General features: G+C 68.0%; 25 protein-coding genes. 23 read left to right on the forward strand and 2 right to left on the reverse strand.

All coding sequences use genetic code 11. The features are described from left to right. The 17 genes from HGK58_RS08380 to dnaE all read left to right on the forward strand — a co-directional run bounded on the left by HGK58_RS08380 (window position 1) and on the right by dnaE (window position 19481). The gene (locus tag HGK58_RS08380; RefSeq protein ID WP_168627135.1) at window positions 1-1536 is read left to right on the forward strand and encodes a UDP-N-acetylmuramoyl-L-alanyl-D-glutamate--2,6-diaminopimelate ligase; all 1536 of its coding nucleotides are present in this window, start codon (window positions 1-3) and stop codon (window positions 1534-1536) included. Then, on the forward strand, window positions 1533-2942 hold the full coding sequence (murF, locus tag HGK58_RS08385) for a UDP-N-acetylmuramoyl-tripeptide--D-alanyl-D-alanine ligase (protein WP_168627136.1): 1410 nt from the start codon (window positions 1533-1535) through the stop codon (window positions 2940-2942). The genes HGK58_RS08380 and murF overlap by 4 nt, the downstream gene beginning before the upstream one ends. Then, the gene (gene mraY, locus HGK58_RS08390; protein ID WP_168627137.1) at window positions 2942-4042 is read left to right on the forward strand and encodes a phospho-N-acetylmuramoyl-pentapeptide-transferase; all 1101 of its coding nucleotides are present in this window, start codon (window positions 2942-2944) and stop codon (window positions 4040-4042) included. Before murF ends, mraY begins: the two co-directional genes overlap by 1 nt. Further along, window positions 4039-5541 (forward strand): UDP-N-acetylmuramoyl-L-alanine--D-glutamate ligase, encoded by a 1503-nt coding sequence (gene murD, locus HGK58_RS08395; RefSeq protein WP_168627138.1) that lies wholly within the window; start codon window positions 4039-4041, stop codon window positions 5539-5541. Before mraY ends, murD begins: the two co-directional genes overlap by 4 nt. Beyond that, window positions 5513-6733 carry a putative lipid II flippase FtsW gene (ftsW, locus tag HGK58_RS08400; RefSeq protein WP_168627139.1) on the forward strand — a complete coding sequence of 407 codons (1221 nt, stop codon included), beginning with the start codon at window positions 5513-5515 and terminating at the stop codon, window positions 6731-6733. The genes murD and ftsW overlap by 29 nt, the downstream gene beginning before the upstream one ends. After that, on the forward strand, window positions 6730-7815 hold the full coding sequence (locus tag HGK58_RS08405) for a UDP-N-acetylglucosamine--N-acetylmuramyl-(pentapeptide) pyrophosphoryl-undecaprenol N-acetylglucosamine transferase (protein WP_168627140.1): 1086 nt from the start codon (window positions 6730-6732) through the stop codon (window positions 7813-7815). The genes ftsW and HGK58_RS08405 overlap by 4 nt, the downstream gene beginning before the upstream one ends. Further along, window positions 7812-9215 carry a UDP-N-acetylmuramate--L-alanine ligase gene (gene murC, locus HGK58_RS08410; protein WP_168627141.1) on the forward strand — a complete coding sequence of 468 codons (1404 nt, stop codon included), beginning with the start codon at window positions 7812-7814 and terminating at the stop codon, window positions 9213-9215. Before HGK58_RS08405 ends, murC begins: the two co-directional genes overlap by 4 nt. After that, on the forward strand, window positions 9212-10225 hold the full coding sequence (locus tag HGK58_RS08415) for an FtsQ-type POTRA domain-containing protein (protein ID WP_210422806.1): 1014 nt from the start codon (window positions 9212-9214) through the stop codon (window positions 10223-10225). The genes murC and HGK58_RS08415 overlap by 4 nt, the downstream gene beginning before the upstream one ends. A 239-nt stretch (window positions 10226-10464) precedes the next feature. After that, window positions 10465-11622, forward strand: a complete 1158-nt coding sequence (gene ftsZ, locus HGK58_RS08420) for a cell division protein FtsZ (RefSeq protein ID WP_168627142.1) — start codon at window positions 10465-10467, stop codon at window positions 11620-11622. Then, on the forward strand, window positions 11619-12302 hold the full coding sequence (locus HGK58_RS08425) for a YggS family pyridoxal phosphate-dependent enzyme (protein WP_168627143.1): 684 nt from the start codon (window positions 11619-11621) through the stop codon (window positions 12300-12302). Before ftsZ ends, HGK58_RS08425 begins: the two co-directional genes overlap by 4 nt. 32 nt (window positions 12303-12334) lie before the next feature. Next, window positions 12335-12832, forward strand: coding sequence for a cell division protein SepF (gene sepF / locus HGK58_RS08430; RefSeq protein WP_168627144.1), 498 nt, complete (start codon window positions 12335-12337; stop codon window positions 12830-12832). Between the two features lie 19 nt (window positions 12833-12851). Then, window positions 12852-13148 carry a YggT family protein gene (locus HGK58_RS08435; protein ID WP_168627145.1) on the forward strand — a complete coding sequence of 99 codons (297 nt, stop codon included), beginning with the start codon at window positions 12852-12854 and terminating at the stop codon, window positions 13146-13148. A gap of 237 nt (window positions 13149-13385) precedes the next feature. Further along, the gene (locus HGK58_RS08440) at window positions 13386-14072 is read left to right on the forward strand and encodes a DivIVA domain-containing protein (protein WP_168627146.1); all 687 of its coding nucleotides are present in this window, start codon (window positions 13386-13388) and stop codon (window positions 14070-14072) included. 40 nt (window positions 14073-14112) lie between these two features. Beyond that, entirely contained in the window at window positions 14113-14619 is a 507-nt protein-coding gene (lspA, locus tag HGK58_RS08445; RefSeq protein ID WP_168627147.1) for a signal peptidase II, read from the forward strand. A 5-nt stretch (window positions 14620-14624) separates the two neighbouring features. Beyond that, window positions 14625-15548, forward strand: a complete 924-nt coding sequence (locus HGK58_RS08450; protein ID WP_168627148.1) for an RluA family pseudouridine synthase — start codon at window positions 14625-14627, stop codon at window positions 15546-15548. 39 nt (window positions 15549-15587) lie between these two features. Continuing rightward, on the forward strand, window positions 15588-15932 hold the full coding sequence (locus HGK58_RS08455; RefSeq protein ID WP_168627149.1) for a hypothetical protein: 345 nt from the start codon (window positions 15588-15590) through the stop codon (window positions 15930-15932). A 33-nt stretch (window positions 15933-15965) separates the two neighbouring features. Next, window positions 15966-19481 carry a DNA polymerase III subunit alpha gene (gene dnaE, locus HGK58_RS08460; RefSeq protein WP_168627150.1) on the forward strand — a complete coding sequence of 1172 codons (3516 nt, stop codon included), beginning with the start codon at window positions 15966-15968 and terminating at the stop codon, window positions 19479-19481. 7 nt (window positions 19482-19488) lie between these two features. Here the strand turns inward: dnaE and HGK58_RS08465 are convergent, their stop codons facing one another. Then, window positions 19489-20001, reverse strand: a complete 513-nt coding sequence (locus tag HGK58_RS08465; protein WP_168627151.1) for a flavin reductase family protein — start codon at window positions 19999-20001, stop codon at window positions 19489-19491. Between the two features lie 62 nt (window positions 20002-20063). Here HGK58_RS08465 and hisD point away from each other — a divergent pair, with 62 nt between their 5' ends. From hisD to HGK58_RS08490, 5 genes are all read left to right on the forward strand, one after another. Continuing rightward, entirely contained in the window at window positions 20064-21371 is a 1308-nt protein-coding gene (gene hisD, locus HGK58_RS08470; RefSeq protein ID WP_168627152.1) for a histidinol dehydrogenase, read from the forward strand. Between the two features lie 62 nt (window positions 21372-21433). Beyond that, window positions 21434-21916 carry a transcriptional regulator NrdR gene (gene nrdR / locus HGK58_RS08475; protein WP_168627153.1) on the forward strand — a complete coding sequence of 161 codons (483 nt, stop codon included), beginning with the start codon at window positions 21434-21436 and terminating at the stop codon, window positions 21914-21916. Between the two features lie 67 nt (window positions 21917-21983). Beyond that, a complete protein-coding gene (locus tag HGK58_RS08480) occupies window positions 21984-23009 on the forward strand; it encodes a quinone-dependent dihydroorotate dehydrogenase (protein WP_168627154.1) in 1026 nt (341 codons plus the stop codon). A 20-nt stretch (window positions 23010-23029) separates the two neighbouring features. Beyond that, window positions 23030-23314 (forward strand): hypothetical protein, encoded by a 285-nt coding sequence (locus HGK58_RS08485; protein ID WP_168627155.1) that lies wholly within the window; start codon window positions 23030-23032, stop codon window positions 23312-23314. 37 nt (window positions 23315-23351) lie between these two features. After that, on the forward strand, window positions 23352-24371 hold the full coding sequence (locus HGK58_RS08490) for an LLM class flavin-dependent oxidoreductase (protein WP_168627156.1): 1020 nt from the start codon (window positions 23352-23354) through the stop codon (window positions 24369-24371). 85 nt (window positions 24372-24456) lie between these two features. Here the strand turns inward: HGK58_RS08490 and HGK58_RS08495 are convergent, their stop codons facing one another. After that, a complete protein-coding gene (locus HGK58_RS08495; RefSeq protein WP_349236178.1) occupies window positions 24457-25032 on the reverse strand; it encodes a DUF3043 domain-containing protein in 576 nt (191 codons plus the stop codon). Between the two features lie 39 nt (window positions 25033-25071). On the opposite strand from HGK58_RS08495, the gene HGK58_RS08500 reads away from it, so the two are divergent. After that, window positions 25072-26487 (forward strand): dipeptidase, encoded by a 1416-nt coding sequence (locus HGK58_RS08500; protein WP_168627158.1) that lies wholly within the window; start codon window positions 25072-25074, stop codon window positions 26485-26487. Window positions 26488-26506 lie beyond the last annotated feature (19 nt).

Here is a 26506-nt window from a genome sequence, read left to right on the forward strand (position 1 = left end):
GTGACGACACGGATTCCACCGGTCCTACGCCCGGAGCATCCACTTCCACGGCCCCTTTCGACACTGGTCAGCGAGTTCGGCCTCGACTATCGCGGCTCGCTTGACGGCGTCGAATTGCACGGTGTCACCGTTCGCACGAACGAGGTGGAACCGGGCGACCTGTTCGTGGGCTTGAAGGGCGCCAACGCGCACGGCGCATCCTTCGCCGGCGAGGCCAAGGAGCGCGGCGCAGTCGCGGTGCTCACCGATGAAGAGGGCGCCGCTCTCGCCGCCGACACCGGCTTGCCGATCGTGATCGTCGACTCACCGCGTGGTGCGCTGGGGGACATCTCGGCATGGGTCTACCAGACCAACCAGAATCCGCCGCTGCTATTCGGCGTCACCGGCACGAACGGCAAGACGTCGACGTCGCACCTGCTCGAGGGCATCCTGAAGCAGGTGGGACTGGTCACCGGTCTCAGTTCCACGTCGGAGCGGCACATCGGCGACCTCGTGGTCGTGAGCCGGCTGACGACGCCGGAAGCCAGCGAACTGCATGCGCTGCTCGCCCGGATGCGGGAGAGCGAGGTGCGCGCAGTCGCGCTGGAGGTGAGCGCTCAGGCGCTCAGCCGCAACCGCGTCGACGGCATCGTCTTCGATGTCGTCAGCTTCACCAACCTCAGCCACGACCACCTCGATGACTACGCCGACTTCGAGGAGTACTTCCAGGCCAAGCTGGCGTTCTTCGACCCCGACCGGGCTCGCCGCGGTGTTGTCTCGCTCGACACCCCGTGGGGTCAGCGAGTGGTCGAGGGCTCCCACATCCCGGTCACCACGATCTCGGCAACGCCCGGGGTCGACGCCGAGTGGACCGTCGAGATCCTCGACGAGCAGCCCAGCCACACCGCGATCCGACTGACCGGACCGGACTCGCGTTCGCTCGAGACGACGGTGCCGATCATCGGCTGGCACATGGCAGCCAATGCCGGCCTGGCGATCGTCATGATGGTCGAAGCCGGGTTCGACCTGGAGGCGATCGGCCACGCGATCCGCGACGGCATCGAGGCGTACCTGCCCGGCCGCACCGAGCGGGTCTCCGGTGACAGCGGGCCGCAGGTGTACGTCGACTTCGGCCATAGCCCGGATGCTTTCTACAACACCCTCAAGGCGGTCCGCACCTTCACCCCGGGGCGCGTGATCATGGTCTTCGGCGCCGACGGCGACCGCGACCCGTCCAAGCGCCACGAGATGGGGCGCGTCGCAAGCGAACACTCGGACATCCTGGTCATCACCGACCACCACCCGCGCTTCGAGGATCCGGCCTCGATCCGCAAGACACTCATCGAGGGCGCCGGCCTCGCCGAGCACCCGGCCGAGCTGCACGAGGTCAGCCCGCCCGAGCCGGCCATCCGGCACGCCGTTTCGTTGGCCCGTGAGGGCGACTCGATCCTCTGGGCCGGCCCCGGGCACCAGGACTACCGCGACATCAGGGGAGTGCGCACGCCGTACTCCGCGCGCGCGGAGGCGCGCGCAGCACTCCGAGAGGCGGGCTGGTGATCGCTCTCACCGTCGCGGAGCTGGCGCGCGCGACGGATGCAGAGCTGCGTCTGGCTCCCTCCGCAGCACTGACCCCCGACAGCGTGATCGACGGTCGCGTCGTCGTCGACTCGCGCCTCGCAACCCCCGGATCCATCTTCATTGCGCTGCGCGGAGAGACCACCGACGGGCACCTGTTCGCCGAGACGGCTGTCGCATCCGGTTCCGCGATCCTGATAGTCGAGCGGCCGCTCGACCTGGATGTTCCGCAGCTGGTGGTCGAGGACGGCTACCGGGCACTCGCGTCGCTCGCCCGCTTCGCCGTCGCGCGCGTCCGTGAAGCCGGGGCGCTGCAGGTGGTGGGCATCACCGGCTCCAACGGCAAGACCACGACGAAGAACATGGTGCGCGCGATCCTTGAAACCGTGGGTCGCACCGTCGCACCGCCCGGCTCGTTCAACAATCACGTCGGCGCTCCACTGTCGATGCTCGACATCACCGAGACCACCAGGTTCCTGGTCGTCGAGTTCGGAACGAGCGGACCGGGGGAGATCGCGAACCTCGTCTCCATCGCCATGCCGGATGTCGCGGCAGTGCTCAAGGTCGGCCTCGCCCACGTCGGTGGCTTCGGCGACATCGAGGCGACCGCGCGCGCGAAGGCGGAACTGGTCACCGGTCTCGGCCCGGATGCCGTCGCCGTGCTCAACGCCGACGACTCACGAGTCGCCGCGATGGCCGACCAGACCTCGGCCGAGATTCTGTTCTTCGGCACGACCGACCGTGCCGCGGTGCGGGCCACAGACATGCAGACCACCATCGACGGCACCTCCTTCACCCTTCAGTTCGGCGAACTCAGCCGCCGGGTGCAGTTGCGCATCATCGGCGAGCACCACGTCACCAACGCGCTCGCGTCCATCGCGATCGCCGACCAGCTCGGCGTGCCGGTCGAGGAGGCGATCACCGCCCTTGAACAGCTTGAGCGTGCAGAGCGGTGGCGGATGGAGGTGTTCACCTCGCCCGACGGTTACACCGTGATCAACGATGCCTACAACGCGAGCCCCGACTCCACCGCGGCGGCGCTGAAAACCCTCGCAGAACTCACGCGCGGCAAACACCGTGCGATAGCGGTGCTCGGCGAGATGGCCGAGCTGGGTGATCACGCGGATGAGGAACATGACCGGATCGGCAGGCTCGTGGTGCGACTGAACATCGACCAGCTGGTCGTCGTCGGCAACGCTGCGCGCCACATCCACAACGCGGCCGGCTTGGAAGGCTCGTGGGACGGGGAGTCGGTCCTCGTGGCGACGCAGGACGAGGCATACGATTTGTTGCGTGGACAGTTGCTGCAGGGCGACGTGGTCCTCGTGAAGTCGTCGAACTCCGCGGGACTGCGCCAGCTGGGTGACCGACTGGCCGGAGTCGCCTGATGCTCGCCCTCCTCATCGCCGCGGGCGTCTCGATGACGTTCACACTGTCGCTCACGCCACTGTTCGCCCGTGCCTTCCGCAGGTTGAACCTCGGCCAGTTCATCCGGGCGGACACGCCGACAACGCACGTGATGAAGCGCGGTACGCCCTCGATGGGTGGCGTGGTCTTCGTCACTGCCGCAATCGTCGGCTATTTCGCCGGCCACCTCATCGGTGGCGGTGCGCCGAGCGTCAGCGCGATGCTGGTAATCTTCATGATGGGCGGCCTCGGACTCGTCGGGTTCATCGACGACCTCCTCAAAGTCACCCGCCAGAACAGCCTCGGGCTGAAGGGACCGTACAAGATCATCGGCACGGTGATCGTGGCGGTGATCTTCGCGATCGTCTCCGTCACCTATCGCGACAACAACGGCGTCACGCCCGCCTCGACCGCCATCTCGTTCCTGCGCGACACGCAGTTCGACTTCGTCGCCGTATTCGGTACCGGCGCAGGCATCGTGATGCTGATCATCTGGATCGCCCTCATCACGACCTCCACCTCCAACGCGGTGAACCTCACCGACGGCCTGGACGGACTCGCCGCCGGCGCATCCATCTTCGCGATCGGCTCGTACATCATCATCGGGTTCTGGCAGTTCAACCAGTCCTGCTTCGGCGGCAGCGACCCCGAGAACCTGTTCAAGTGCTACGAGGTCTCCGCCCCGCTCGACCTCGGCACCATCGCCGCGGCGATCATCGGCTCGCTCATCGGCTTCCTCTGGTGGAACACCTCGCCCGCGCAGATCATGATGGGCGACACCGGCTCGTTCGCCCTCGGCGGTGCCCTGGCGGCCCTCGCCATCCTGTCGCGCACCGAACTGCTTCTCGTGCTCATCGGCGGAATCTTCGCGATCATCACCGGACAGGTGATCATCCAGCGCATCTACTTCAAGGTGACCAAGGGCAAGCGCATCTGGCGCGCCAGCCCGCTGCACCACCACTTCGAGATGAAGGGCTGGCCGGAGGTCACCATCGTGGTGCGGTTCTGGATCATCTCCGGCCTGTGCGTCTCCGCCGGCGTCGGGCTGTTCTACCTCGAGTGGCTGTCCAGAAGCGCATGAGATCACCAGCCGAGGTCGCCGAACTGGCCAGCTGGCACGCCGACTGGTCAGGGCTCAAGGCCGCTGTGCTCGGAAGCGGAGTCACCGGCTTCGCGGTCGCCGACACGCTCGTCGAATTGGGCGCCGACGTGTTCGTGATCTCCGAGCGAACAGACGACACGACGGCCACCATCCTGGATGTGCTCGGTGTGCGGCAGCTGGTCACGTCGCTCGGCTCGGTTCCACCCGAGCTCAGCGAATTCGGCCCAGAGCTGGTCGTCGTCTCGCCGGGCTTCTCGCCGTCGCATCCGGTCGTCGCCTGGGCGGCGGATGCCGGACTGCCGGTGTGGGGCGAGGTCGAGCTCGCCTGGCGGTTGCGCGACAAGATCGGCCCTCCGGCACAGTGGATCGCCATCACCGGCACCAACGGCAAGACCACGACGGTGCAGCTGACAACGTCGATGCTGCTCGCAGACGGTTACCGCGCGGCAGCCTGCGGCAACGTGGGTGTGCCGGTGCTGGACGCCATCCGCGACCCGAACGGCTTCGACGTGCTCGTCGTCGAGCTCTCCAGCTTCCAGCTGCACTACTCGCACAGTCTCTCGCCGTACGCGAGCGTGTGCCTGAATGTCGCCGACGACCACCTCGACTGGCACGGGTCGGCGCAGGCCTACCGCAACGCCAAGGCGCGCGTGTACGACAACACCCAGGTGGCGTGCGTGTACAACGCGGACGATCCGGTCACCGTGGGCTTCGTCGAGGAAGCGGATGTGATCGAGGGCGCTCGTGCGATCGGGTTCAGCCTGGGCACACCCGGCCCCAGCGACTTCGGAATCGTCGACGGCATCCTGTGCGATCGGGCCTTCCTCGATGACCGGCGCAACGCGGCGCTCGAGATCACCACCCTCGACGAGTTGGCGTCGATCGGACTCGCGGGCGGCCACATGGTCGCAAATGTGCTCGCCGCGAGCGCGCTCGCACGCTCCTTCGGGGCGTCGATCGAGGGCATCCGGCTCGCGCTGAGCGGCTTCCAGGCCGACCATCACCGCACCGAGCGGGTCGCGTACCACTCCGGGGTGCTGTGGGTGGACGACTCGAAGGCGACCAACCCGCACGCGGCGCGTGCATCGCTGCGCTCCTTCAACCCAGTCGTGTGGATCGTCGGCGGGCTGTTCAAGGGCGCTGACCCGGATGAACTCGTCTCCGAGGTCGCTGGGCGGTTGCGTGCGGCGATCATCATCGGCGCCGACCGTGCAATCATCTCGGCCGCATTCAGGCGACACGCGCCCGAACTGCCGGTCTTCGAAGTCGGTGAGGCTGACACTGAAGACGTGATGCCGACAGCGGTGGGCCTTGCGGTCCAGCTCGCGGTGGAGGGGGACACCGTGCTCCTCGCCCCGGCGGCGGCGTCGATGGATCAGTTCACTGACTACGCGGACCGCGGTCGCCGTTTCCAGGCGGCAGTGCACGAGATTCTGGGAGAAGAGGGCGATGACGACGAACCTCCCTCGAGCGAGTAAGGGCGAGCAACCGGCCCACGACTCCAGCTCGCCCCCCGCGGTCGTCGTTGCCGTGCGCAAGATCTTCGCGGCCGAAACCGGGAACTACTTCCTGCTGCTGGGCACGACGCTGTTCCTGGTGGTCTTCGGCCTGGTGATGGTGTTGTCCTCATCGGCGGTCGAGTCGTTCAAGGAGGCGGGCGACTTCTTCGCCTCGTTCGTGCGGCAGGGCATCTTCGCGCTCATCGGGGTCCCGCTCATGCTGATGGCCTCCAGGATGCGCGCAGCGTTCTGGCGGCGCTGGTCGGGCACGGCAATGATCATCGCGATGGTGCTGCAGCTTCTCGTGGTTGCCACACCGCTCGGCGTCGCAGAGGGCGGCAACAAGAACTGGATCATCCTCGGCTCGCTGAGCTTCCAGCCCTCAGAGGTACTCAAGGTCGGCCTTGTGATCTGGCTGGGCATGATCCTCGCCAAGAAGATCAACGTGCTCGACGACTGGCGCGAGCTGATGATGCCGCTCGGTGTCATCTCGGCGGTCGCGATCGGCCTGGTCGTGCTCGGCGGCGACGTCGGCACCGCGATCGTGCTCGTCTCGATCGTTTTCGGTGCGGTGTTCTTCGCCGGGGTGAGGCTCCGGATGTTCCTGCTGCCGGTGCTTGCCATCATCCTCGCCGCCGTCGTGCTGACCAGCGGTGGCAGCCGCGGCGACCGGATCAGCGTGTGGCAGTCCGGCTGCACCAACCCGCAGGACTACGCCGAGCGATGCTGGCAGACGCTGCACGGATGGTGGGCACTCGCATCCGGTGGCGTGTTCGGTGTCGGGCTCGGCAATTCGAAGGCGAAATGGTCCTGGCTTCCCGCCGCCGACAACGACTTCATCTTCGCGGTGATCGGTGAGGAGCTCGGCCTGCTCGGGGCGATCGTCGTGCTGGCCCTGTTCGTGGTGCTTGCAATCGCATTCGTGCGGATCATCCGCTCCAACCAGGACCCGTTCGCGCGCATCACCGTGAGCGCGATAATGGTGTGGATCCTCGGCCAGTCGTTCATCAACATCGCGGTCGTGCTCGGGCTGTTGCCGGTGCTGGGCGTTCCGCTGCCGCTGATCTCGGCAGGCGGCACCTCGCTCGTGACCACCCTGTTCGCGATCGGCATCGCGCTGTCGTTCGCCCGAGCGCCGGTTCGCGCGAGAGCGGAGGTGCCTGCATCGTGACGCGCTATCTGCTGGTCGGCGGTGGCACCGCCGGACACGTGAACCCGCTGCTCGCGGTCGCCGACCGCATCCGCCAGACGGAGCCGGATGCCGTCATCGTCGTGCTTGGCACCCGGGAGGGTCTGGAGTCGCGGCTCGTGCCCGCGCGCGGCTACGAGCTGGTCACCATCGACCGGCTGCCGTTCCCGCGGAAGCCGAACCGGTCGGCGCTGCGTTTCCCGAAGCGTTTCAGGACGCTCGTCGACCGGGTCGCCGAGCTCATCCGCGAGCACCGGATCGACGTCGTCGTCGGCTTCGGCGGCTACGTCTCCGCGCCTGCCTACCTCGCCGCCAGGCGGACTGCGGTTCCCATCGTCATCCATGAGGCGAACGCGGTACCGGGCATGGCCAACCGGCTCGGGGCACGGTTCACCCGTTTCGTCGGGGTCGCGTTCGCCGGGACCCGGCTGCGCGGCGCGCGTTACGTCGGGATGCCGCTGCGGCAGGAGCTCGAGAGGCTCGACCGGCGGGGGATCCGGCCAGAGGCGCTCGCCTTCTTCGGCCTGGATGAGCGGCGACCGGTGCTGCTCGTGACCGGCGGGTCGCTCGGTGCATTGCGCATCAACGAGACCGTCAACCGCGCAGCCGCGTCGATCATCGGTGCCGGCTGGCAGTTGCTGCACATCGTGGGGGAGCGGTCCGAGCTGCGGCACTCCGAGCTGGCCGACTACCGGATCCTGCCGTACTGCGACCGCATGGACCTCGCCTACGCGGCCGCCGACCTCGTGCTCGCCCGCTCCGGCTCAGGCACGGTCAGCGAGGTCAGCGCGCTCGGGCTGCCCGCGGTGTACGTGCCGCTCCCGATCGGCAACGGCGAGCAGCGCAAGAACGCGCGCGGCGTCGAGGAGGCAGGCGGCGCGATCATCGTCGACAACGCTCAGTTCACCCCGGAGTGGGTGGGTGACGTGCTCGTCCCGCTCCTGCAGCATCCGGCGGCGACAGCGCACATGGCCGCGCGCGCCGAGACGACCGGCGTGCGCGACGGCACCGACCGCACGATCGCGCTCATCCACGACGCACTAGCCCAGGGACACACCCGATGATCAAGTCCGACTTCTCGCAGGCCTTCCCCGATGAGCACGGCACGGTGCATTTCGTCGGCATCGGCGGAGCAGGCATGAGCGGCATCGCCGCGCTGTTCGTCGCCGCCGGCATCCCGGTGACCGGGTCGGATATGCGCGACACCGACACCGTCGCGGCGTTGCGTCAGAAGGGCGTGCGGATAGCGATCGGCCACGACGCCGCGAATGTGGCCGGCGCCGACACTCTCGTGGTCAGCGGGGCGATCGCCGAGGACAACCCGGAATACCTTGCAGCCCGCGAGCGCGGCCTGCCCACCGTCCACCGGGCGCGCGCGCTGGCCTGGCTGACCGACCGCCACCGCGTCGTCGCGGTCGCCGGGGCGCACGGCAAGACCACCTCCACCGCGATGATCGTCACCGCGCTGAAGGCCATCGGGGCCGACCCGAGCTTCGTCAACGGCGGAGTGATCCGCACCCTCGGTGTGAGCGCCGCGCCGGGCGCGGATGACCTGTTCGTCGTCGAGGCGGATGAGTCCGATGGCTCGTTCCTGCTCTACAACACCGCGTGGTCGCTGATCACCAACGTCGACCCCGACCACCTCGACCACTTCGGCTCGGAGCAGGCGTTCGCGCAGGCATTCGTCGACTTCGCCAGCAAGGCGCGCGAGGGCGTGGTGATCTCCGCCGACGATGCCGGCGCGGTCGCGATCACACCGCGTCTCGACGGGCCGGAAGTCGTCACCTTCGGAACGGCCCAGGATGCGATGGTGCGCGTGCACTCGCTCGATCTCGGTCCCACGGTGTCGTTCACGATTCGCTGGCGGGGAGCCGACCATCCGGTGCGGCTTCGAGTGCCCGGCCTGCACAACGCGATCAACGCCGCGGGAGCCTTCGGGGTGCTGGTCGGCCTCGGGTTCGCACCGGAGCGCATCGTGGAAGGCCTGCAGGAGTTCGGTGGCGCTGAGCGTCGGTTCGAACTGCGCGGCGAGGTCCGCGGCATCCGGGTCTACGACGACTTCGCGCACCACCCGACCGAGCTGAGGGCCGCGCTGAGCGGCGCCCGTGCGGTGGCCGGCGCGGGGCGGGTCATCCCGATCTTCCAGCCGCACCTGTACTCGCGCACCCGGATGCTCGCCGCCGAATTCGCCGAGGTGCTCGAGACGCTCGCGGATGAGACCATCGTGGTGCCCATCTACGGCGCCCGTCAGGACCCCGAGCCCGGAGTGACCGGCGCGTTGATCACCGAACGCTTCACAGACGGCGCACGCGCCCACTACATCGACGACTGGGACGAAGCGGCAAACTTCGCTGCGTCGATCGCCAGGCCAGGGGACATCCTGATGCCGATGGGCGGTGGTGACATCTACCGCATCGTGCCCACGCTCATCGAGGCGCTTGAGCGCGCACCGGATGCGACATGAAGCGGCCTGAGGGGTTTGACGGTCGCGTCGAGCAGGAGACCGCCGCACCCGAACGCAAGCGCAAGGCGCCCCGCGTGACGGTGACGCGCGCGGAGCCGAAGGCGCGCGCAGCGGCGAAGGCGACCACGCCGAAGGTCGCAGCGCCGAAGACTCGAGAACCGAAGGCCAACGCACCGCGGGAGCCGGCCGCCCGGCCGCAGCGCCCGGAGACCGGGCCCTCGACGCTGAAGAATATCGACCGCCGCGCGCGCGCCGAAGTGCGCAAGGCCGCGCGCGAACGTCGCCGGTATGAGAAGGGCGAGGTCCGCCGGTTCACGCGCCGCGCCCGCCACCGTAGGGCGGCGTGGCTCTCGGTGGGAGCCGTCGTACTGCTGCTCGGCGGCCTGCTGGCGGTCGCCGTGTACTCGCCGCTGCTCGCACTGCGCGACATCCGGATCGTCGGCACCGCACGTGTCGACGCCGCCCAGCTGCGGGACGCGATAGACGGCCAGCTGGGCACCCCGCTCGCGCTGCTCGACCACCAGGCGCTGCGGGACGAACTGGGCGCGTTTCCACTCATCCGTTCCTACGTGACCGAGCTCGTGCCGCCGGGGACCCTGATCGTGAGCATCGTGGAGCGGCAACCGGTCGGCGCCCTCGCGGCCGGCGGCGCTTTCGAGGTGGTTGATCCGGCCGGGATCGTGGTCGAATCCGCCGCCGAGCGACCGGCCGGAGTGCCGCTCATCGACGTCGGCGCGCAGGGATCGAAGGCGGACGGCTTCGCCGCGGTGGTCGAAGTGCTGCTGGCGCTGCCCGAGGCGGTGCGCGTGCAGGTGGACAGCGCAACCGCGACCACGAAGGACGACGTGACACTGACCCTCGCCGGGACGGCAAACCGTGTCGTGTGGGGGAGCGCTGACCGGTCCGACCTGAAGGCGCGCGTGCTCGCGCAGTTGATGGCCGCGCAACCCGGCGGCACCCTCGAGTACGACGTCTCCGCTCCGCTCAGCCCCGTCGTCCGCCCCGCCTGACCCCGCCCCATGACGACGCCGCCCATCCTTCGGCAGAGCTTTGTGCCAAAAGCAAGCGAACGTTCCCTTGCTTTTGGCACAAACCTCTGCGAACGCTTGGATTTGACGGGGAGTTTCCGACACGCGGGCACGCTTGCTCGCCCCCGAGCGGGGTCGGAATTAGCGTCTGAGTAGGAAAAGCAAGTGAAGCTTAACTTTAGACCTCAAGTAGAGGTTGAACGTACCACCGGAGGCCGGACGTGACATCGAACCAGAACTACCTCGCCGTCATCAAGGTGGTCGGCATCGGCGGTGGTGGCGTGAACGCCGTCAACCGCATGATCGAGATGGGACTCCGAGGAGTCGAGTTCATCGCGATCAACACCGATGCGCAGGCGCTGCTCATGAGCGACGCCGACGTCAAGCTGGACGTCGGACGGGAACTGACCCGCGGCCTTGGTGCTGGCGCCGACCCCGAGGTCGGTCGCCGTGCCGCGGAAGACCACGCCGAGGAGATCGAAGAGGCCCTGGCCGGCGCCGACATGGTGTTCGTCACCGCGGGTGAGGGCGGCGGCACCGGAACGGGTGGCGCCCCGGTCGTCGCGCGCATCGCCAAGTCGATCGGCGCTCTCACGATCGGTGTCGTCACCAAGCCGTTCGGCTTCGAAGGCAAGCGCCGGGCGGCCCAGGCCGAGGATGGCGTTGCGGTTCTGAAGGGTGAGGTCGACACCCTCATCGTCGTCCCGAACGACCGCCTCCTGGAGATCAGCGATCGTGGCATCAGCTTCCTCGAAGCGTTCGCGACCGCCGACCAGGTGCTCCTCGCCGGCGTGCAGGGCATCACCGACCTCATCACGACGCCGGGCCTGATCAACCTCGACTTCGCCGACGTGAAGTCGGTCATGCAGGGTGCCGGTTCGGCACTCATGGGCATCGGATCCTCTCGTGGTGCCGACCGGGCGATCAAGGCCGCAGAACTCGCGGTCGCGAGCCCGCTGCTCGAGGCCAGCATCGACGGCGCGCACGGCGTGCTGCTGTCCATCCAGGGCGGCTCGAACCTCGGCATCTTCGAGATCAACGACGCGGCCCGCCTGGTGCAGGAAGCCGTGCACCCCGAGGCGAACATCATCTTCGGCGCGGTGATCGACGACACCCTGGGCGACGAGGTGCGCGTCACCGTCATCGCGGCCGGATTCGACGGTGGCGAGCCTGCGACTCGCAAGGCCGACCGTCGCTCCAACTACGTCACCGCCGGAGCGGTCGCGCCCGCGGTCACCTCCGCCGCCGTCGCAGAACCGGTCGCCGAACCCGCCAGCACGCCGGTGTGGGGCGCCGAGCCCGAGGTGCCGGTCCCCAGCGCCGACCCGGCGTTCGATGACGCCAGCGACGACCTGGACATCCCCGACTTCCTGAAATGACCGATCAGTCCGCGCCGCTTGCTGAGCGGGTCGCGACGGTGCAGCAGCAGCTGGCGGATGCCGCGCGCGAGGCCGGACGCGACCCGGGCGAGCTGACGACGATCGTCGTCACCAAGTTCCACCCCGCGTCGCTCGTGCGCGAGCTCGCCGCGCTCGGCATGCGCGACATCGGCGAGAACCGGCATCAGGAGGCTCACGCCAAGGCGGCGGAACTGACCGACGTGGACGTGCGCTGGCATTTCGTCGGCCAGTTGCAGAGCAAGAAGGCCCGCGCGGTCCGCCAGTACGCCGATGTCATCCACTCCATCGACCGGGACAACCTGGTCGACGCCCTCGCATCCGACGAGAAGGAGATCGACGCGCTCATCCAGTTGAACCTGACCGACGACCCCGGCCGCGGCGGCGTCGGCGACGACGCACTGGATCAACTCGTCGAGAAGGTGCTCGAGACATCTGGTCTCAGGCTGCGCGGCGTGATGGCCGTCGCGCCGCTCGATGAGGACCCGCGCGGCGCGTTCGCGCGAGTTCGGGCGGCTTCCGAGCGGGTGCGGACGCACGCTCCGGATGCGACCTGGATCTCCGCGGGGATGTCTGGAGATTTCCGGGAAGCCATCTGGGAGGGCGCGACACACCTTCGTATCGGCACGGCAATCACCGGAAACCGGCCTCCGCGCGATTAATCTGGCAAGCAGAAGTTCTACAGGAGGACGAGATGGCAAACCCGTTGCGCAAGACCATGGTCTATTTGGGACTCGCCGACGAGGAGTTCGACTACGACGACGCTCCGCAGCAGCAGCAACATCAGCAGCATGGCGCGCCGGCTCCCGTCCAGGCCGCAGCTCCTCACCATCAGCAGACCGGTCAGCGTGCGCCGGTGACACCGCTGCGCCGAGCGACCCCGGTCAAGGCGGCGCCGCAGGCCGAGCTCAACGAGATCCTCACCGTGCACCCGCGCCAGTACAAGGACGCCCAGGTCATCGCCGAGAGCTTCCGTGAGGGCATCCCGGTCATCATCAACCTGTCCCAGATGAGCGAACCGGAGGCGCGTCGCCTCGTGGACTTCGCCAGCGGACTCTCTCAGGGCCTCTATGGCAAAATCGAGCGTGTGACGAACAAGGTATTTCTGCTCTCACCCGCTCACGTCGCAGTGAGCGGCGACGAGGCCGAACTCGACGCGGACGTGGACGCGTCGTTCTTCCCGCAAGCGTGAGTCGGTTCGGGCGGTTCTGATGGCGATCATCGGGACCATCCTCTATTACGCCCTGCTGCTGTACCTGCTGGTGCTGTGGGCGCGCTTCATCCTGGACCTGGTTCGCGCGTTCGCCAGGCAATGGCGTCCCCGCGGCTTCGGTTTGGTCATCGCGGAGATCATCTACGCTCTGACCGACCCGCCCATCCGGGCGGTGCGCCGAGTCGTACCGCCGCTGCGCGTCGGCGGCGCTGCGCTCGACTTCGCCTGGAGCATCGTCATGCTCGCGGTGATCATCCTCATCTACGTCGCGCTCGCACTGGCTCGCGTCGGGTAGGGGCGGCGCGAATGGGGGCTCCCGCCGGAGCGGACGCCCCGCTATCCTGTAGCGCATCCGGTCCCTGGGAGGTTACGCGCAAGGTGGCTGTGTACTCTTGACAAGCAGGTCGTTCGATCCTTTGGTTCGGACACGCGGCCGCACCGTAAGCGGCACTTACGACCGGTGGGGGATTATTTGTTAGCGTTACTGGTACGTCTCTCCTGACGCGCCCGATGAGTTGTGAAGGTGGCACCAATGGCCCTGACGCCTGAAGATGTGGTCAACAAGCGGTTTGAACCGACCCGGTTCCGTGAGGGCTACGACCAGGATGAGGTCGACGATTTTCTCGACGAGGTCGTCGTCGAGTTGCGTCGCCTGAATCAGGAGAACGAGGAACTGCGCCAGCGACTGGCTGCGAGCGAGGCGCGCATCAACGAGCTGCAGCGCAGCGGTGCATCGGCTCCCGCTGCCGCTCCGGTGCAGCCCGCTGTCACCGAGGCCGCCCCGGTCGCACCCGCCCCGGCGCCGGTCCCCGCACCCGCGGTGTTCCCCGCGCCTGTGCAGGACGACCCCACGAGCACCAACAACCTGCTTCAGCTCGCGCGCCGTCTCCACGAGGAGCACGTGCGTGAGGGCGCCGAGAAGCGCGACGCGCTCATCGCCGAGGGGCACGCCACCGCCGCACGGATCGTCGGCGAGGCCGAGGCGCAGCAGCGTGCCCGCCTCAGCACCCTCGAGCAGGAGCGCACCGCACTCGAGCAGAAGATCGACGAACTGCGCACCTTCGAGCGCGAGTACCGCCAGAAGCTGAAGGGCCACCTCGAGGGTCTGCTCAGCGACCTCGACTCGTCAGCGGTGACCAGCGGCGCACCCGCATCGGTCGACTACGGTTCCGTGCCGACACCGCCTCCGGCAAGCTTCCAGGGCTTTGGCGGCAACTGAGCCGAAGGCCCGAACCCAGGCGCTAACGAGCGCGAGGGCGTTGATCGTCCTCGCGCTCGTCGCTGTCTTGGTCTACGGCCTCGACCAGCTCAGCAAGTTCCTCATCATCTCGTCGATGGACATCGGGGAGATGTTCCCCGTCTTGGGTCAGCTCCTGCAGTTCCACTTCGTGAAGAATCCGGGCGCGGCATTCTCGCTCGCGAGCGGCAGCACGTGGGTGTTCTCGATCGTCGCCACCGGCGTGACGACCTTCATCATCTGGTACGCGCGACGCATCCGATCGCTCAGCTGGGCGATCCTGTTCGGGATGCTGCTGGGCGGCACCCTGGGGAACCTCACTGACCGGTTCTTCCGTGACCCGGGCTTCGCGATCGGCCATGTGATCGACTTCATCCAGGTCTGGGGTTTCCCGGCGATCTTCAACGTCGCGGACATCTTCATCGTCTCCAGCATGGGGTTGTTCATCCTGCTGACCATCCGCGGCGTCGGACTCGACGGTCGGCGGCACGCCGGAGCGCAGTCGGCCGCGGATACCGGCGAGAAGTAGGAGCCATGGAATCTCGCAGCCTGCCGGTGCCAGACGGCCTGGTCGGCGAACGTGCCGACTCGGCGTTGTCCAAGCTCCTCGGATTCTCCCGCAGCTTCGCGGCCGAGGTCATCGACGCCGGCGGGGTGACCGCCAACGGGCAGACCCTCGGCAAGTCGGATCGGCTGGCACGCGACGCGTGGCTCGAAGTGCAGTGGCAGCCGAAAGAGGCTCCGGCCGTAGTCCCGCTCGCGGTGCCAGAGCTCACGATCGTGCATGATGACGACGACATCGTCGTGGTGGACAAGCCGATCGGGGTGGCAGCGCATCCGTCGATCGGCTGGGACGGCCCGACCGTGCTCGGCGCCCTTGCCGCAGCCGGCTTCCGGGTCAGCACCTCCGGCGCTTCTGAGCGAGCCGGCATCGTGCACCGGCTCGACGCCGGAACGAGCGGCCTCATGGTGGTGGCGAAGAGCGAGCGCGCCTACAGCGACTTGAAGCGCCAGTTCCACGACCGGGAGGTGGACAAGATCTACCACGCGGTGGTGCAGGGGCATCCGGATCCGCTGACCGGCACCATTGACGCGCCGATCGGTCGTCACCCGGGCTCGAAGTGGAAGTTCGCGGTGGTCTCCGACGGCAAGCCGTCGATCACCCACTACGAGACCCTCGAGGCGTTCCCGAGCGCGAGCCTGATCGAGGTGCACCTGGAGACCGGGCGAACCCACCAGATCCGGGTGCACATGGCAGCCCAGCGGCACCCGTGCGTCGGCGACAGCATGTACGGCGCCGACCCGACGATCACCGCGCGGCTGGGTCTGACGAGACAGTGGCTGCACGCCGTACGGCTGGGCTTCACCCACCCGGGAGCGCGGGAGTACGTCGAGTTCCGCACCGGGTACCCGGATGACCTCCAGCACGCGCTCGACGAACTCCGCCGCGCCTCCTGACGCGGCTTCTTGGTCGGGCGACCCTCGTAGGCTGGTGACGTGGGCTACTTCGTCATCGCACTCGGGGTGATCATCCTGATCAGCAACATCACCACCCTGACCCGCAGTCCGCGGCCGACGCACATCAACGGCCTGCGCCGACGCAAGGACAGCGAATCGGATGCCGCGTGGGAAGCGGGTTTGAAGCTCTACCTGCCGTTCAGCATCGCTGTCGGGATCATCGGAATTGTCGGCGGCGCCGTCGGGCTGTTCATGGGCGAGAGGGAGTTCGTGGTCCTCGGCATCACGCTCGTGCTGATGATTCTCGTTGCCATCGTCGGAGCCGTGCTGTTCGACCGACGCGTCAAGCGCGAGGCGCGACGGGAAGCCGGTGGTGGGTCTTAGGCTGGAGGCCCACCCTCGTTACTCGGAGATTCATTGCCCACCAGCAGCGACTCATTCGTGCACCTGCACGTGCACAGCGAATACTCGATGCTTGACGGCGCCGCCCGCGTCGCCCCGCTCATCCAAGCCGCCGTCGAACAGGGGATGCCGGCGATCGCCGTCACCGACCACGGTCAGACCTTCGGCGCATTCGACTTCTGGCGCACAGCCACCGACGCCGGAATCAAGCCGATCATCGGCATGGAGGCGTACGTAACCCCTGGCACCCACCGCAGCGACAAGACCCGCGTGCGCTGGGGCGACGGCGGCGAGAACGACGTCTCCGGCTCGGGTGCGTACACCCACATGACGCTGCTCTCGGAGTCCACCGAGGGCATGCACAATCTGTTCCGGTTGTCCTCGCTGGCTTCCATGGAGGGCTACTACTTCAAGCCGCGCATCGACCGGGAGCTGCTGCACAGCTACGGCAAGGGTCTGATCGCAACCACCGGATGCCCCAGCGGCGAGATCCAGACTCGGTTGCGGCTCGGCCAGTACGAAGGGGCGAAACGGGCCGCGGGCGAGCTGCGCGACGTGTTCGGCGCGGAGAACTTCTTCTGCGAGCTCATGGACCACGGCCTCGACATCGAGCGGCGGGTGCAGAGCGACCTGCTGCGGCTCGCCAAGGAACTGGGCCTGCCGCTGGTCGCCACCAACGACCTGCACTACACGCACGCGCACGACGCGGGCAGCCACGCGGCGCTGCTGTGCGTGCAGTCCGGTTCGACGCTGAACGACCCAAACCGCTTCAAGTTCGACACCGACGAGTTCTACCTGAAGACGGCGGCGGAGATGCGGCACATCTTCCGGGACTATCCGGAGGCGTGCGACAACACGCTGCTCATCGCCGAGCGAGCGGGCGTGCAGTTCAACACCCAGGCGAACTACATGCCTCGCTTCCCGGTGCCGGAGGGCGAGACCGAGGACACCTGGTTCGTCAAGGAGGTCCAGGACGGCCTGAAGGCGCGCTACCCGAACGGCATCCCACAGTACGTGCAGGAGCGCGCAGACTACGAGATAGGCGTCATCTCGCAGATGGGCTTCGCCGGCTACTTCCTGGTCGTCGCCGACTTCATCAACTGGTCTAAGCGCAACGGCATCCGGGTCGGTCCGGGTCGTGGCTCCGGCGCCGGCTCGATGGCCGCCTACGCGATGCGCATCACCGACCTCGACCCGATCGAGCACGGGCTGATATTCGAGCGGTTCCTGAACCCTGACCGCGTCTCGATGCCCGACTTCGATGTCGACTTCGACGACCGCCGCCGCGGCGAGGTCATCCGCTACGTGACCGAGAAGTATGGCGACGAGCGGGTCGCGCAGATCGTCACCTACGGCACCATCAAGGCCAAGCAGGCGCTCAAGGACTCCTCGCGCGTGCTCGGCTTCCCGTTCGGCATGGGGGAGAAGCTCACCAAGGCGATGCCGCCTGCGGTCATGGGCAAGGACATCCCGCTCACCGGTGTGTTCGACAAGGCCCACCCGCGGTACAAGGAAGCGGTCGACCTCCGCACCGTCGTCGAGACGGACCCGGATGCGCGGACCGTCTTCGACACCGCGCTCGGCCTGGAGAACCTGAAGCGGCAGTGGGGCGTGCACGCGGCCGGCGTCATCATGTCGAGCGAGCCGCTGATCGACATCATCCCGATCATGAAGCGGGAGCAGGACGGGCAGATAGTCACCCAGTTCGACTACCCGGCGTGCGAGTCGCTCGGCCTGATCAAGATGGACTTCCTGGGGCTGCGCAACCTCACCATCATCGACGACGCCCTCGACAACATCGAGTCGAACCGCGGCGAGCGCCCGGTGCTCGAGGATCTGGCCCTGGACGACCCGGCAGCATACGAACTGCTGGCGCGGGGCGACACGCTGGGGGTGTTCCAGCTCGATGGCGGGCCGATGCGCGGCCTGCTCCGCCTCATGAAGCCCGACAACTTCGAGGACATCTCGGCCGTGCTAGCCCTGTACCGGCCGGGGCCGATGGGTGCCGACTCTCACACCAACTATGCGCTGCGCAAGAACGGGCAGCAGAAGATCGACTACATCCATCCGGAGCTCTCTGAGGCGCTCCAGGATGTTCTTGGCACCACCTACGGGCTGATCGTCTACCAAGAGCAGGTCATGTCGATCGCGCAGAAGCTGGCCGGGTTCACCCTCGCCCAAGCGGACCTGCTGCGGCGTGCCATGGGCAAGAAGAAGAAGTCCGAGCTGGACAAGCAGTACGAAGACTTCAGCGCCGGCATGCTGGAACGCGGCTACTCGACGGGTGCGATCAAGACGCTCTGGGACATCCTGCTGCCGTTCTCCGACTACGCGTTCAACAAGGCGCACTCCGCCGCGTACGGGGTCATCTCGTACTGGACGGCCTACCTGAAGGCGCACTATCCGGCCGAGTACATGGCCGCGCTGCTGACGAGCGTCGGCGACTCCAAGGACAAGCTTGCGGTGTACCTCAACGAGTGCCGCCGCATGGGCATCAAGGTGCTGCCGCCCGACATCAACGAGTCCATCGGCTTCTTCGCCGCCGTCGGCACCGACATCCGGTTCGGGCTCGGTGCGGTGCGCAACGTCGGGTTCAACGTTGTCGAGGCGATCCGCTCGGCGCGCGAGCAGAAGGGCCGCTTCACCGCGTTCCACGACTTCCTCGCCAAGGTGCCCATCCCGGTGGCGAACAAGCGCACGGTCGAATCGCTCATCAAGGCCGGCGCCTTCGACTCGTTCGGCTCGACCCGGCGCGCGCTCATGGAGATCCACGAGGACGCGGTCGACTCGGCCGTGTCACAGAAGCGCGCGGAGGCGAACGGGCAGGTCGGGTTCGACTTCGACAGCCTGTGGGAGGAGCCGCCGGCCGAGAGCCAGGTGCCGGTGCGGCCAGAGTGGTCCAAGCGCGACAAGCTCGCGTTCGAGCGGGAGATGCTCGGGCTGTACGTCAGCGACCACCCGCTCGCCGGCCTTGAGCTGCAGCTGGCGAAGCACGCATCCATCGGCATCCACGATCTTCTCGAGGGGGAGACCGTCGAGGACGGCGACATCGTGACGATCGCCGGCCTGCTCACCAGCGTGCAGTTCCGCACCGCGAAGAACTCCGGCAACCAGTACGGCATGGTGCAGGTCGAGGACTTCGGCGGCGAGATCAACGTGATGTTCCTCGGCAAGACGTTCCTGGAGTTCCAGCCGCAGCTGTTGGCCGACAGCATCGCGGTCATCCGGGGTCGGGTGAGCGTGCGCGACGACGGCATCAACCTGCAGGCGATCAGCCTGATGGTGCCCGACCTGGGCAACGCGATGGACACCGGGCCGCTGATCATCTCCCTGCCAGAGCAGCGTGCGACGACGGATGTCGTGACCGCGCTGAGCGAGCTCCTCGGCCGTCATCGCGGCGAGAACGAGGTCCGCCTGAAGCTCATGACCAGGGGGAGCGCGCGGGTGTTCGAGGTGCCCTACCCGGTGAAGGTGACGCCCGACCTGTACGGGGAGCTGAAGGGGCTGCTCGGCCCGAACTGCCTGACCTGACCCCCGGTCAGTCGAGCGGGTGCAGCCGGTGGTAGGCGCGCTCGAAGTAGAGCAGCGCCTCATCGTCGGCGCCGAGCGCGCCATCCTGGATCTGCACCACCACAACCGCGTTGCCGTGGTGCGGATGCCTGCCGATGATGCGTCCGAGCATCCAGGCCGGGACGTCCTTCAGCAGCGGCAGCCCGGCCGGCCCCGGCTGCCAGTGGTCGCCGTTGAAGCGATCCTCGTGCCGGCCGGACATGCGTTCGGCGATCGCCCGGTTGCGCGAGCCGAGCATGTGGATGAGCACATGTTCGGTGCCCTCGATGGCCGGCCACGCGGTCGAGACGCGCGCCATGTTGAAGCTCGCCATCGGCGGGACGGCCGCGAGCGATGCGAGCGAGGTGGCGGTGAACCCCACGGGAAGGCCATCGGGGGTTCGGCCGGTGATGACTGAGACGCCGGCTGCGAGCCTGCGGAACGCCTGCTTGAAGGCGTCGATGTCGTGGGCGATGTCGCGCGTGTCCTCTGGAGTTGCCATGTCGTTGACCTCAAGTCGCTTAGGAGGGGGCGGTATTCCCGCGCCGTATGCTTGAAGCCGCCATGATTCAGACGATAGACCTCCGCGGCAGGGACTTCAGCCGCAGCGAGTTGCGCACAATCATTCCGCGTGCCCAGACGGATGTCTCGGTCGCGATCGCGACCGCCGCCGAGCTCATCGAGGGCGTGCGGGAGCGCGGGTCAGCCGCCCTGCTTGACCAGGCGGAGCGGCTCGATGGGGTGCGGCCGACGTCGCTGCGGGTGGAGGCATCCGCCATCGAGGCCGCCGTCGACGCACTGGACCCGGCGGTGCGGGAGGCGCTCGAGGAGGCGATCTACCGCGTCGGCGAGGCATCCGCCGCGCAACTTCCGCCACCGGCGGTGACTGCGCTCGGGCAAGGTGCGCAGATCGAGCAGCGCTGGCAGCCGATCCACCGTGTCGGCTTCTACGTGCCGGGCGGCAAGGCGGTCTACCCATCGAGCGTCGTGATGAACGTCGTGCCGGCGATGGCCGCGGGCGTGAAGTCGGTGGCGATCGTGTCGCCGCCGCAGAAGGCGTTCGGCGGTTCGGTGCACCCGACCATCCTCGGGGCGGCCGGGCTGCTCGGCGTCGAGGAGGTCTACGCCATGGGCGGTGCCGGGGCGATCGGGGCGCTCGCGTGGGGAGTGCCTGACATCGGTCTCGAGCCGGTCGAGCTCATCACCGGCCCCGGCAACGTGTACGTCGCGGCCGCGAAGCGCCTCGTGCGCGGTGTGGTCGGCATCGACGCGGAAGCGGGGCCGACCGAGATCCTGATCATCGCGGATTCAGGGGCCGACCCGTACCTGGTCGCGGCCGACCTCATCAGCCAGGCGGAACACGACGAACTGGCCGCAGCGGTGCTCGTCACCGACTCCGCCGAGCTCGCCGAACTCGTGGACGCCGAGGTCGCGCGGCTCGCCTCCGAGACGCACCACCGCGAGCGGGTCGCTGCCGCCCTGAAGGGACGCCAGTCGGCGATCGTGGTGGTCGACGACCTGCACGCTGCCGCGCGGCTGAGCAACGCGTACGGCCCGGAGCATCTCGAGCTGCAGACCGAGGACCCGGATGCTGTGCTCGCCGAGATCGACAGCGCAGGGGCGATCTTCGTCGGGGCCAACGCGCCGGTGAGTCTCGGCGATTACCTCGCCGGGTCGAATCACGTGCTGCCGACCGGCGGGCAGGCCAGGTTCTCGTCGGGTCTCGGCGCGTACACCTTCCTGCGGCCGCAACAGGTCGTCCGTTACTCGCGCGACGCACTCGCGGAGGTCGAGCGGCGCATCCGGGCACTCGCCACCGCGGAGGACCTGCCGGCCCACGCCGACGCGGTCACCGCGCGCTTCGCCGACTGACGCGCCATGCCGAGGGCGGCCTCAGCGGTTCTCTGGGGCCGGTGACGTAACCTTGAGGCACCATGTTCTGCCCGTTCTGCAGGTTTCCTGACTCGCGCGTGATCGACTCACGCACGAGTGACGACGGGCTGTCCATCCGCCGCCGTCGGCAATGCCCGGAGTGCGGTCGCCGGTTCAGCACCACCGAGACCGCGAGCCTCAACGTGGTGAAGCGCAGCGGTGTGGTTGAACCGTTCAGCCGCGAGAAGATCGTCTCCGGCGTGCGCAAGGCGTGCCAGGGACGCCCGGTGACGGACACCGATCTCGCTGTGCTCGCGCAACGCGTGGAGGAGTCCATCCGGGCCACCGGCGCGTCGCAGATCGACGCAAACGACATCGGGCTCGCCATCCTGCCACCGTTGCGAGAACTCGACGAGGTCGCCTACCTGCGCTTCGCAAGCGTCTACCAGGCGTTCGAGTCGCTCGAGGACTTCGAGTCTGCCATCACGCTGCTGCGCGTCGAGCGGGAGACCGAACAGCGCGAATCGGATGCGCTGAGCGAGTAGACCGCCCGGTCCGGCTCGCGACTGGCGGGCAGAGGGCGCGCCGGTCAGCCGGTAGCCTTGCCACGGCATGTATCGCGCACTCTTCACTCTCGTCCTCTCGCGGCTTGACCCCGAGCGAGCCCACCATCTGGCGATGATCGTCATTCGCGGCATCGCGGCGACCGGCCTCGGGCGGATCGTGCGGCGCTTCACCCGGGCGGATGCCGGCCTCGCGGTGCAGACACTCGGCCTGCGGTTCTCGTCGCCATTCGGGGTGGCGGCCGGCTTCGACAAGGACGGCGCAGCCATCCGCGGTCTCGGCCAACTCGGCTTCGGACATGTCGAGATCGGCACCGTGACCGCCCGCCCGCAGCCGGGCAACGAGAAGCCGCGGCTGTTCCGCTTGGTCGCCGACCGCGCGGTCATCAACCGGATGGGCTTCAACAACCACGGTTCGGCGGAGGCCGCGAAGCGTCTCGCGCGCGAGAAAACCAGGCCGGGCCGGCCGGTGATCGGCGCCAACATCGGCAAGTCGCGCGTGGTCGAGGTCGACCAGGCGATCGACGACTACCTGGAGAGCACGCGCCTGCTCGCTCCGCTTGCCGACTATCTGGCGGTCAATGTCAGCTCACCGAACACGCCCGGACTGCGCGGCCTGCAGGAGATCGACAAGCTCGAGCCGCTGCTGAAGGCGGTGCGTGGGGCGGCGGGGGAGACGCCCGTGCTCGTGAAGATCGCCCCCGACCTGACCGACGACGAGGTGCGCGCGATCGCCGAACTGACCATCCGGCTCGGGCTGTCGGGCATGATCGCGACCAACACCACGATTTCGCGGGCGGACCTGAAGAGCGATCCGGCCGTCGTCGAGAAGGCGGGCGCCGGCGGACTGTCCGGAGCGCCGCTTGCCGCCCGGTCGTTGGAGGTGCTGCGCGTCATCCGCTCGGTCGTCCCGCCCGAGCTGTGCGTGATCTCGGTCGGTGGGGTGGAAAGCGCGGCGGATGTCGCGGAACGGCTCGCCGCCGGGGCGACCCTTGTGCAGGGCTACACCGCGTTCCTCTACCGCGGCCCGCTCTGGGCGCGCCAGATCAACCGCGGACTGCGCGCACTGCGCTGAGTGACGTGCCGTCGTTTCGAGTGACCGTCACCGTGGGCGAACTGCGGGTCGGTGCGACCGCCGACAGCGTGCTGCCCACCGCCACCGCGGCGGTTGCCGAAATGGCGAACGTTGAGGCCGCCGATGTCGGTGTTCGCCGCGGTCGTGCTCAGCTGACCGTCCGTTTCACGGGCGACGACGACGAGACCGCGATGCAGCTGGGCGCTCACGTCGCATCCGTCGTCGACACCGTCGCGCGCGTCATCGACTGGAGCGTCACGCGGAGGGTGCGCGGCGATTGGCTGCCGGTCGCGCCAGCGCGCTGACGGGAATACGGGGGAGCGAGCGTACGCTGACCCCATCATGAAACGCATCGGCTTCCTCAGTTTCGGCCACTACCAGGACGTTCCCGGATCGCTCGTCCTCACGGCTCAGGACGCGCTGCTGCAGTCGATCGAACTGGCGGTCGCTGCCGAGGAACTGGGCGCCGACGGCGCGTTCGTGCGGGTGCACCACTTCGCACCGCAACTCGCATCACCGTTCCCGCTGCTGGCGGCGATGGGGGCGCGGACCAGCACGATAGAACTCGGCACGGGCGTCATCGACATGCGCTACGAAAATCCGCTCTACATGGCTGAAGAGGCGGCCGCGGCCGACTTGATCAGCAACGGGCGGCTGCAACTCGGAGTGAGCCGCGGTTCACCCGAACCCGCCATGAACGGTTACGAGGCATTCGGCTACGTGCCGGCCGAGGAGCGCACCGCGGACGACGACGCGCGCACCAAGACACAGATCTTCCTGCAGGCGATCGAGGGCGCCGCCGTGGTGGCAGCCAACCCGCAGATGACCGGACACAGCGGCGGGCTCGCGATCGAACCGCAATCACCCGGGCTGCGCGAGCGGATCTGGTGGGGCTCCGGCACCCGCGCGACCGCCAAGTGGACCGCAGAGCAGGGCATGAACCTGATGAGCTCGACACTGCTGACGGAGGACACCGGCGAGGAATTCGGTGACCTGCAGGCAGAGCAGATCCAGGTGTACCGCGATGCCTGGGTGGAAGCCGGCCATGACTGGACGCCACGCGTCTCGGTCAGCCGCAGCATCATCCCGCTGGTCACCGACGAGGACCACCACTATTTCGGCCTGCGCGCGCAGGTCGAGGGCAAGGACCAGGTCGGCCAGATCGACGGCACGCTGGCCCGGTTCGGCAAGAGCTACATCGGCGAACCGGATGCCCTGATCGAGCAACTCGCGCAGGATGCGGCGATCGAGGCAGCGGACACCTTGCTCGTCACCGTGCCGAACCAACTCGGTGTCGAGTACAACGCGCAGCTGCTCGAGAGCATCCTGAAGCACGTGGCGCCCGGGCTCGGCTGGCGCTAGCAGCTCGCACGCGCGGGACGATCACCAACGCGCCGGTCGAATTCGCCCCGCGCGTGGCTATTCGACCCGCGCAAGCGCGCGGCGACTACTTCGGGTACTGCCCGCGCTTGACTTGAGGCTTCGGCAGGCGCATCGGGCGCATCTGCATGCCGCGCATCGCGGCATACCAGCGGCTGCCCTTCTGCACGTTGGCCGCGCCGAACTTCGCGGCGAGCTTCTTCTGGATCCGCATTCCCAGGAACACCCCGTCGAGCACCGACGCGATGAAGAAGGTCCACAGCACGATGATCGCGACCATCTGCACGTTAACGTCCTGAATGAACGTCAGGATGATGACCAGGAACATGACCGGGATCAGCACCTCGCCGACGTTGAACCGGGCATCCACCCAGTCACGGACGAACCGGCGCTGCGGTCCCTTGTCGCGCACCGGCAGGAACTTCTCGTCGCCGGCTGCCATGCCGAGTCGTGCCTTCTCGCGGGCCTCGGCCATCTTCGCCCGCGCCTCCTTGTTGGCAGTCTTGCGGTCGTTCGACACGAGGGGACGCTTGTTGGCGGCCTCGCGCTCCTTGCGTGTCGGGGTCGGTCGCCCCTTGCCGGAGATGCTGTCCGTGTTGAGCTCGTACTCGACGTGCTCTTCCTTGTTGCTTGGTTTCGCCACCATGGGTCCCTAAGTTCTTGTCCCGTTAAGATTACCCGCATGACCCTGACCCCACCGACCGCCGCTGTGCCCATCGAACCGCTCGCCGAGGCGGTGCAAGCCGGGCTGCCGACCGCCATCGCCGACCTGTCCGACCTCGTGCGCATCCCGTCCGTGTCCTGGGCGGCCTTCGACCCCGCACACGTCCAGAAGAGTGCGGATGCCGTCGCGGCCCTTCTCCAGGGCACCGGCGTGTTCGAATCGGTGAAGATCTCGCGCGCCACCATCGGGGAAACGGATGCGCTGGGTCAGCCCGCCGTCCTCGCCACCCGCGCCGCGCGCAACGGGGCGCCGACCATCCTGCTTTACGCCCACCACGACGTGCAGCCGCCCGGCAAGGATGAGGACTGGGAGACCAGCCCGTTCGAGCCGACGGTCAAGGGCGACCGCCTGTACGGGCGCGGCGCCGCGGACGACAAGGCCGGCGTGATGGCGCACGTGGCCGCCATCCGGGCACTCGTGGAGACCACCGGGTCCGACTTCGACCTCGGCCTGGCGGTGTTCATCGAGGGGGAGGAGGAGTTCGGCTCCCGCTCCTTCAAGAACTTCCTGATGCAGCACCGGGACGAGCTCGCGGCCGACGTCATCGTCGTCGCCGACTCCGACAACTGGGACGTCGACACCCCCGCCCTGACCGTTGCGCTGCGCGGCAACGTCACCTTCCGGCTGACGATCAGCACGCTCGGCCACGCGTCGCACTCCGGGATGTTCGGGGGAGCGGTGCCGGATGCGATGCTCGCCACCACGCGACTCCTCGCCACCCTGCACGACGAGCAGGGCACCCCGGCTGTCGCCGGCCTCACCACGCACGACGCTCCGGTTCCCGACAGCGCCGAAGAGGACCTGCGCCGCGACGCCGCGCTGCTCGAGGGCGTCTCTTCGATCGGCACCGGCCCGATCCTCGAGCGCATGTGGTTCAAGCCGTCGATCACGGTGACCGGCATCGACGCCCCGGATGTCGCCAACGCGTCGAACACGCTCATCCCGTCCGTCGCGGTGCGGATCAGCGTGCGCATCGCCCCCGGACAGCGTGCAGAGGACGCCTTCGAAGCGATCAAGGCGCACCTGGAGGCGAACGCGCCGTTCGGCGCCCACCTCGCGATCGACGATGTCGACCTCGGCAACCCGTTCCTGGTCGACACCAGCGGCTGGGCGGTCGCCGAGGCGAAGCAGGCGATGGCGGATGCGTGGGGCACGGCAGCCGTGGACACCGGAGTCGGCGGCTCCATCCCGTTCATCGCGGACCTCGTCGAGCAGTTCCCGGACGCGCAGATCCTGGTCACCGGTGTCGAGGACCCCGACACGCGCGCGCACAGCCCCAACGAGTCGCTGCACCTGGGCGTTTTCAAGAGGGCGATTCTGACCGAGGCGATTCTGCTGGCCAGACTCAACGCGGGCCGTTCAGGGAACGTGTGAGGCAAGCGCGTACACTGAG

Origin of the sequence: Cryobacterium sp. BB307, from assembly GCF_012274275.1 — a bacterium.
Classification (GTDB): domain Bacteria; phylum Actinomycetota; class Actinomycetes; order Actinomycetales; family Microbacteriaceae; genus Terrimesophilobacter.

Coding starts and splice junctions, on each gene's coding strand:
- murD (WP_168627138.1), top strand. CDS start 4,039: ATGAGATCACCAGCCGAGGTCGCCGAACTGGCCAGCTGGCACGCCGAC.
- HGK58_RS08490 (WP_168627156.1), top strand. CDS start 23,352: ATGAAACGCATCGGCTTCCTCAGTTTCGGCCACTACCAGGACGTTCCC.
- nrdR (WP_168627153.1), top strand. CDS start 21,434: ATGTTCTGCCCGTTCTGCAGGTTTCCTGACTCGCGCGTGATCGACTCA.
- hisD (WP_168627152.1), top strand. CDS start 20,064: ATGATTCAGACGATAGACCTCCGCGGCAGGGACTTCAGCCGCAGCGAG.
- murC (WP_168627141.1), top strand. CDS start 7,812: ATGATCAAGTCCGACTTCTCGCAGGCCTTCCCCGATGAGCACGGCACG.
- HGK58_RS08425 (WP_168627143.1), top strand. CDS start 11,619: ATGACCGATCAGTCCGCGCCGCTTGCTGAGCGGGTCGCGACGGTGCAG.
- mraY (WP_168627137.1), top strand. CDS start 2,942: ATGCTCGCCCTCCTCATCGCCGCGGGCGTCTCGATGACGTTCACACTG.
- HGK58_RS08480 (WP_168627154.1), top strand. CDS start 21,984: ATGTATCGCGCACTCTTCACTCTCGTCCTCTCGCGGCTTGACCCCGAG.
- sepF (WP_168627144.1), top strand. CDS start 12,335: ATGGCAAACCCGTTGCGCAAGACCATGGTCTATTTGGGACTCGCCGAC.
- HGK58_RS08415 (WP_210422806.1), top strand. CDS start 9,212: ATGAAGCGGCCTGAGGGGTTTGACGGTCGCGTCGAGCAGGAGACCGCC.
- HGK58_RS08435 (WP_168627145.1), top strand. CDS start 12,852: ATGGCGATCATCGGGACCATCCTCTATTACGCCCTGCTGCTGTACCTG.
- HGK58_RS08440 (WP_168627146.1), top strand. CDS start 13,386: ATGGCCCTGACGCCTGAAGATGTGGTCAACAAGCGGTTTGAACCGACC.
- ftsW (WP_168627139.1), top strand. CDS start 5,513: ATGACGACGAACCTCCCTCGAGCGAGTAAGGGCGAGCAACCGGCCCAC.
- HGK58_RS08465 (WP_168627151.1), bottom strand. CDS start 20,001: ATGGCAACTCCAGAGGACACGCGCGACATCGCCCACGACATCGACGCC.
- HGK58_RS08500 (WP_168627158.1), top strand. CDS start 25,072: ATGACCCTGACCCCACCGACCGCCGCTGTGCCCATCGAACCGCTCGCC.
- HGK58_RS08450 (WP_168627148.1), top strand. CDS start 14,625: ATGGAATCTCGCAGCCTGCCGGTGCCAGACGGCCTGGTCGGCGAACGT.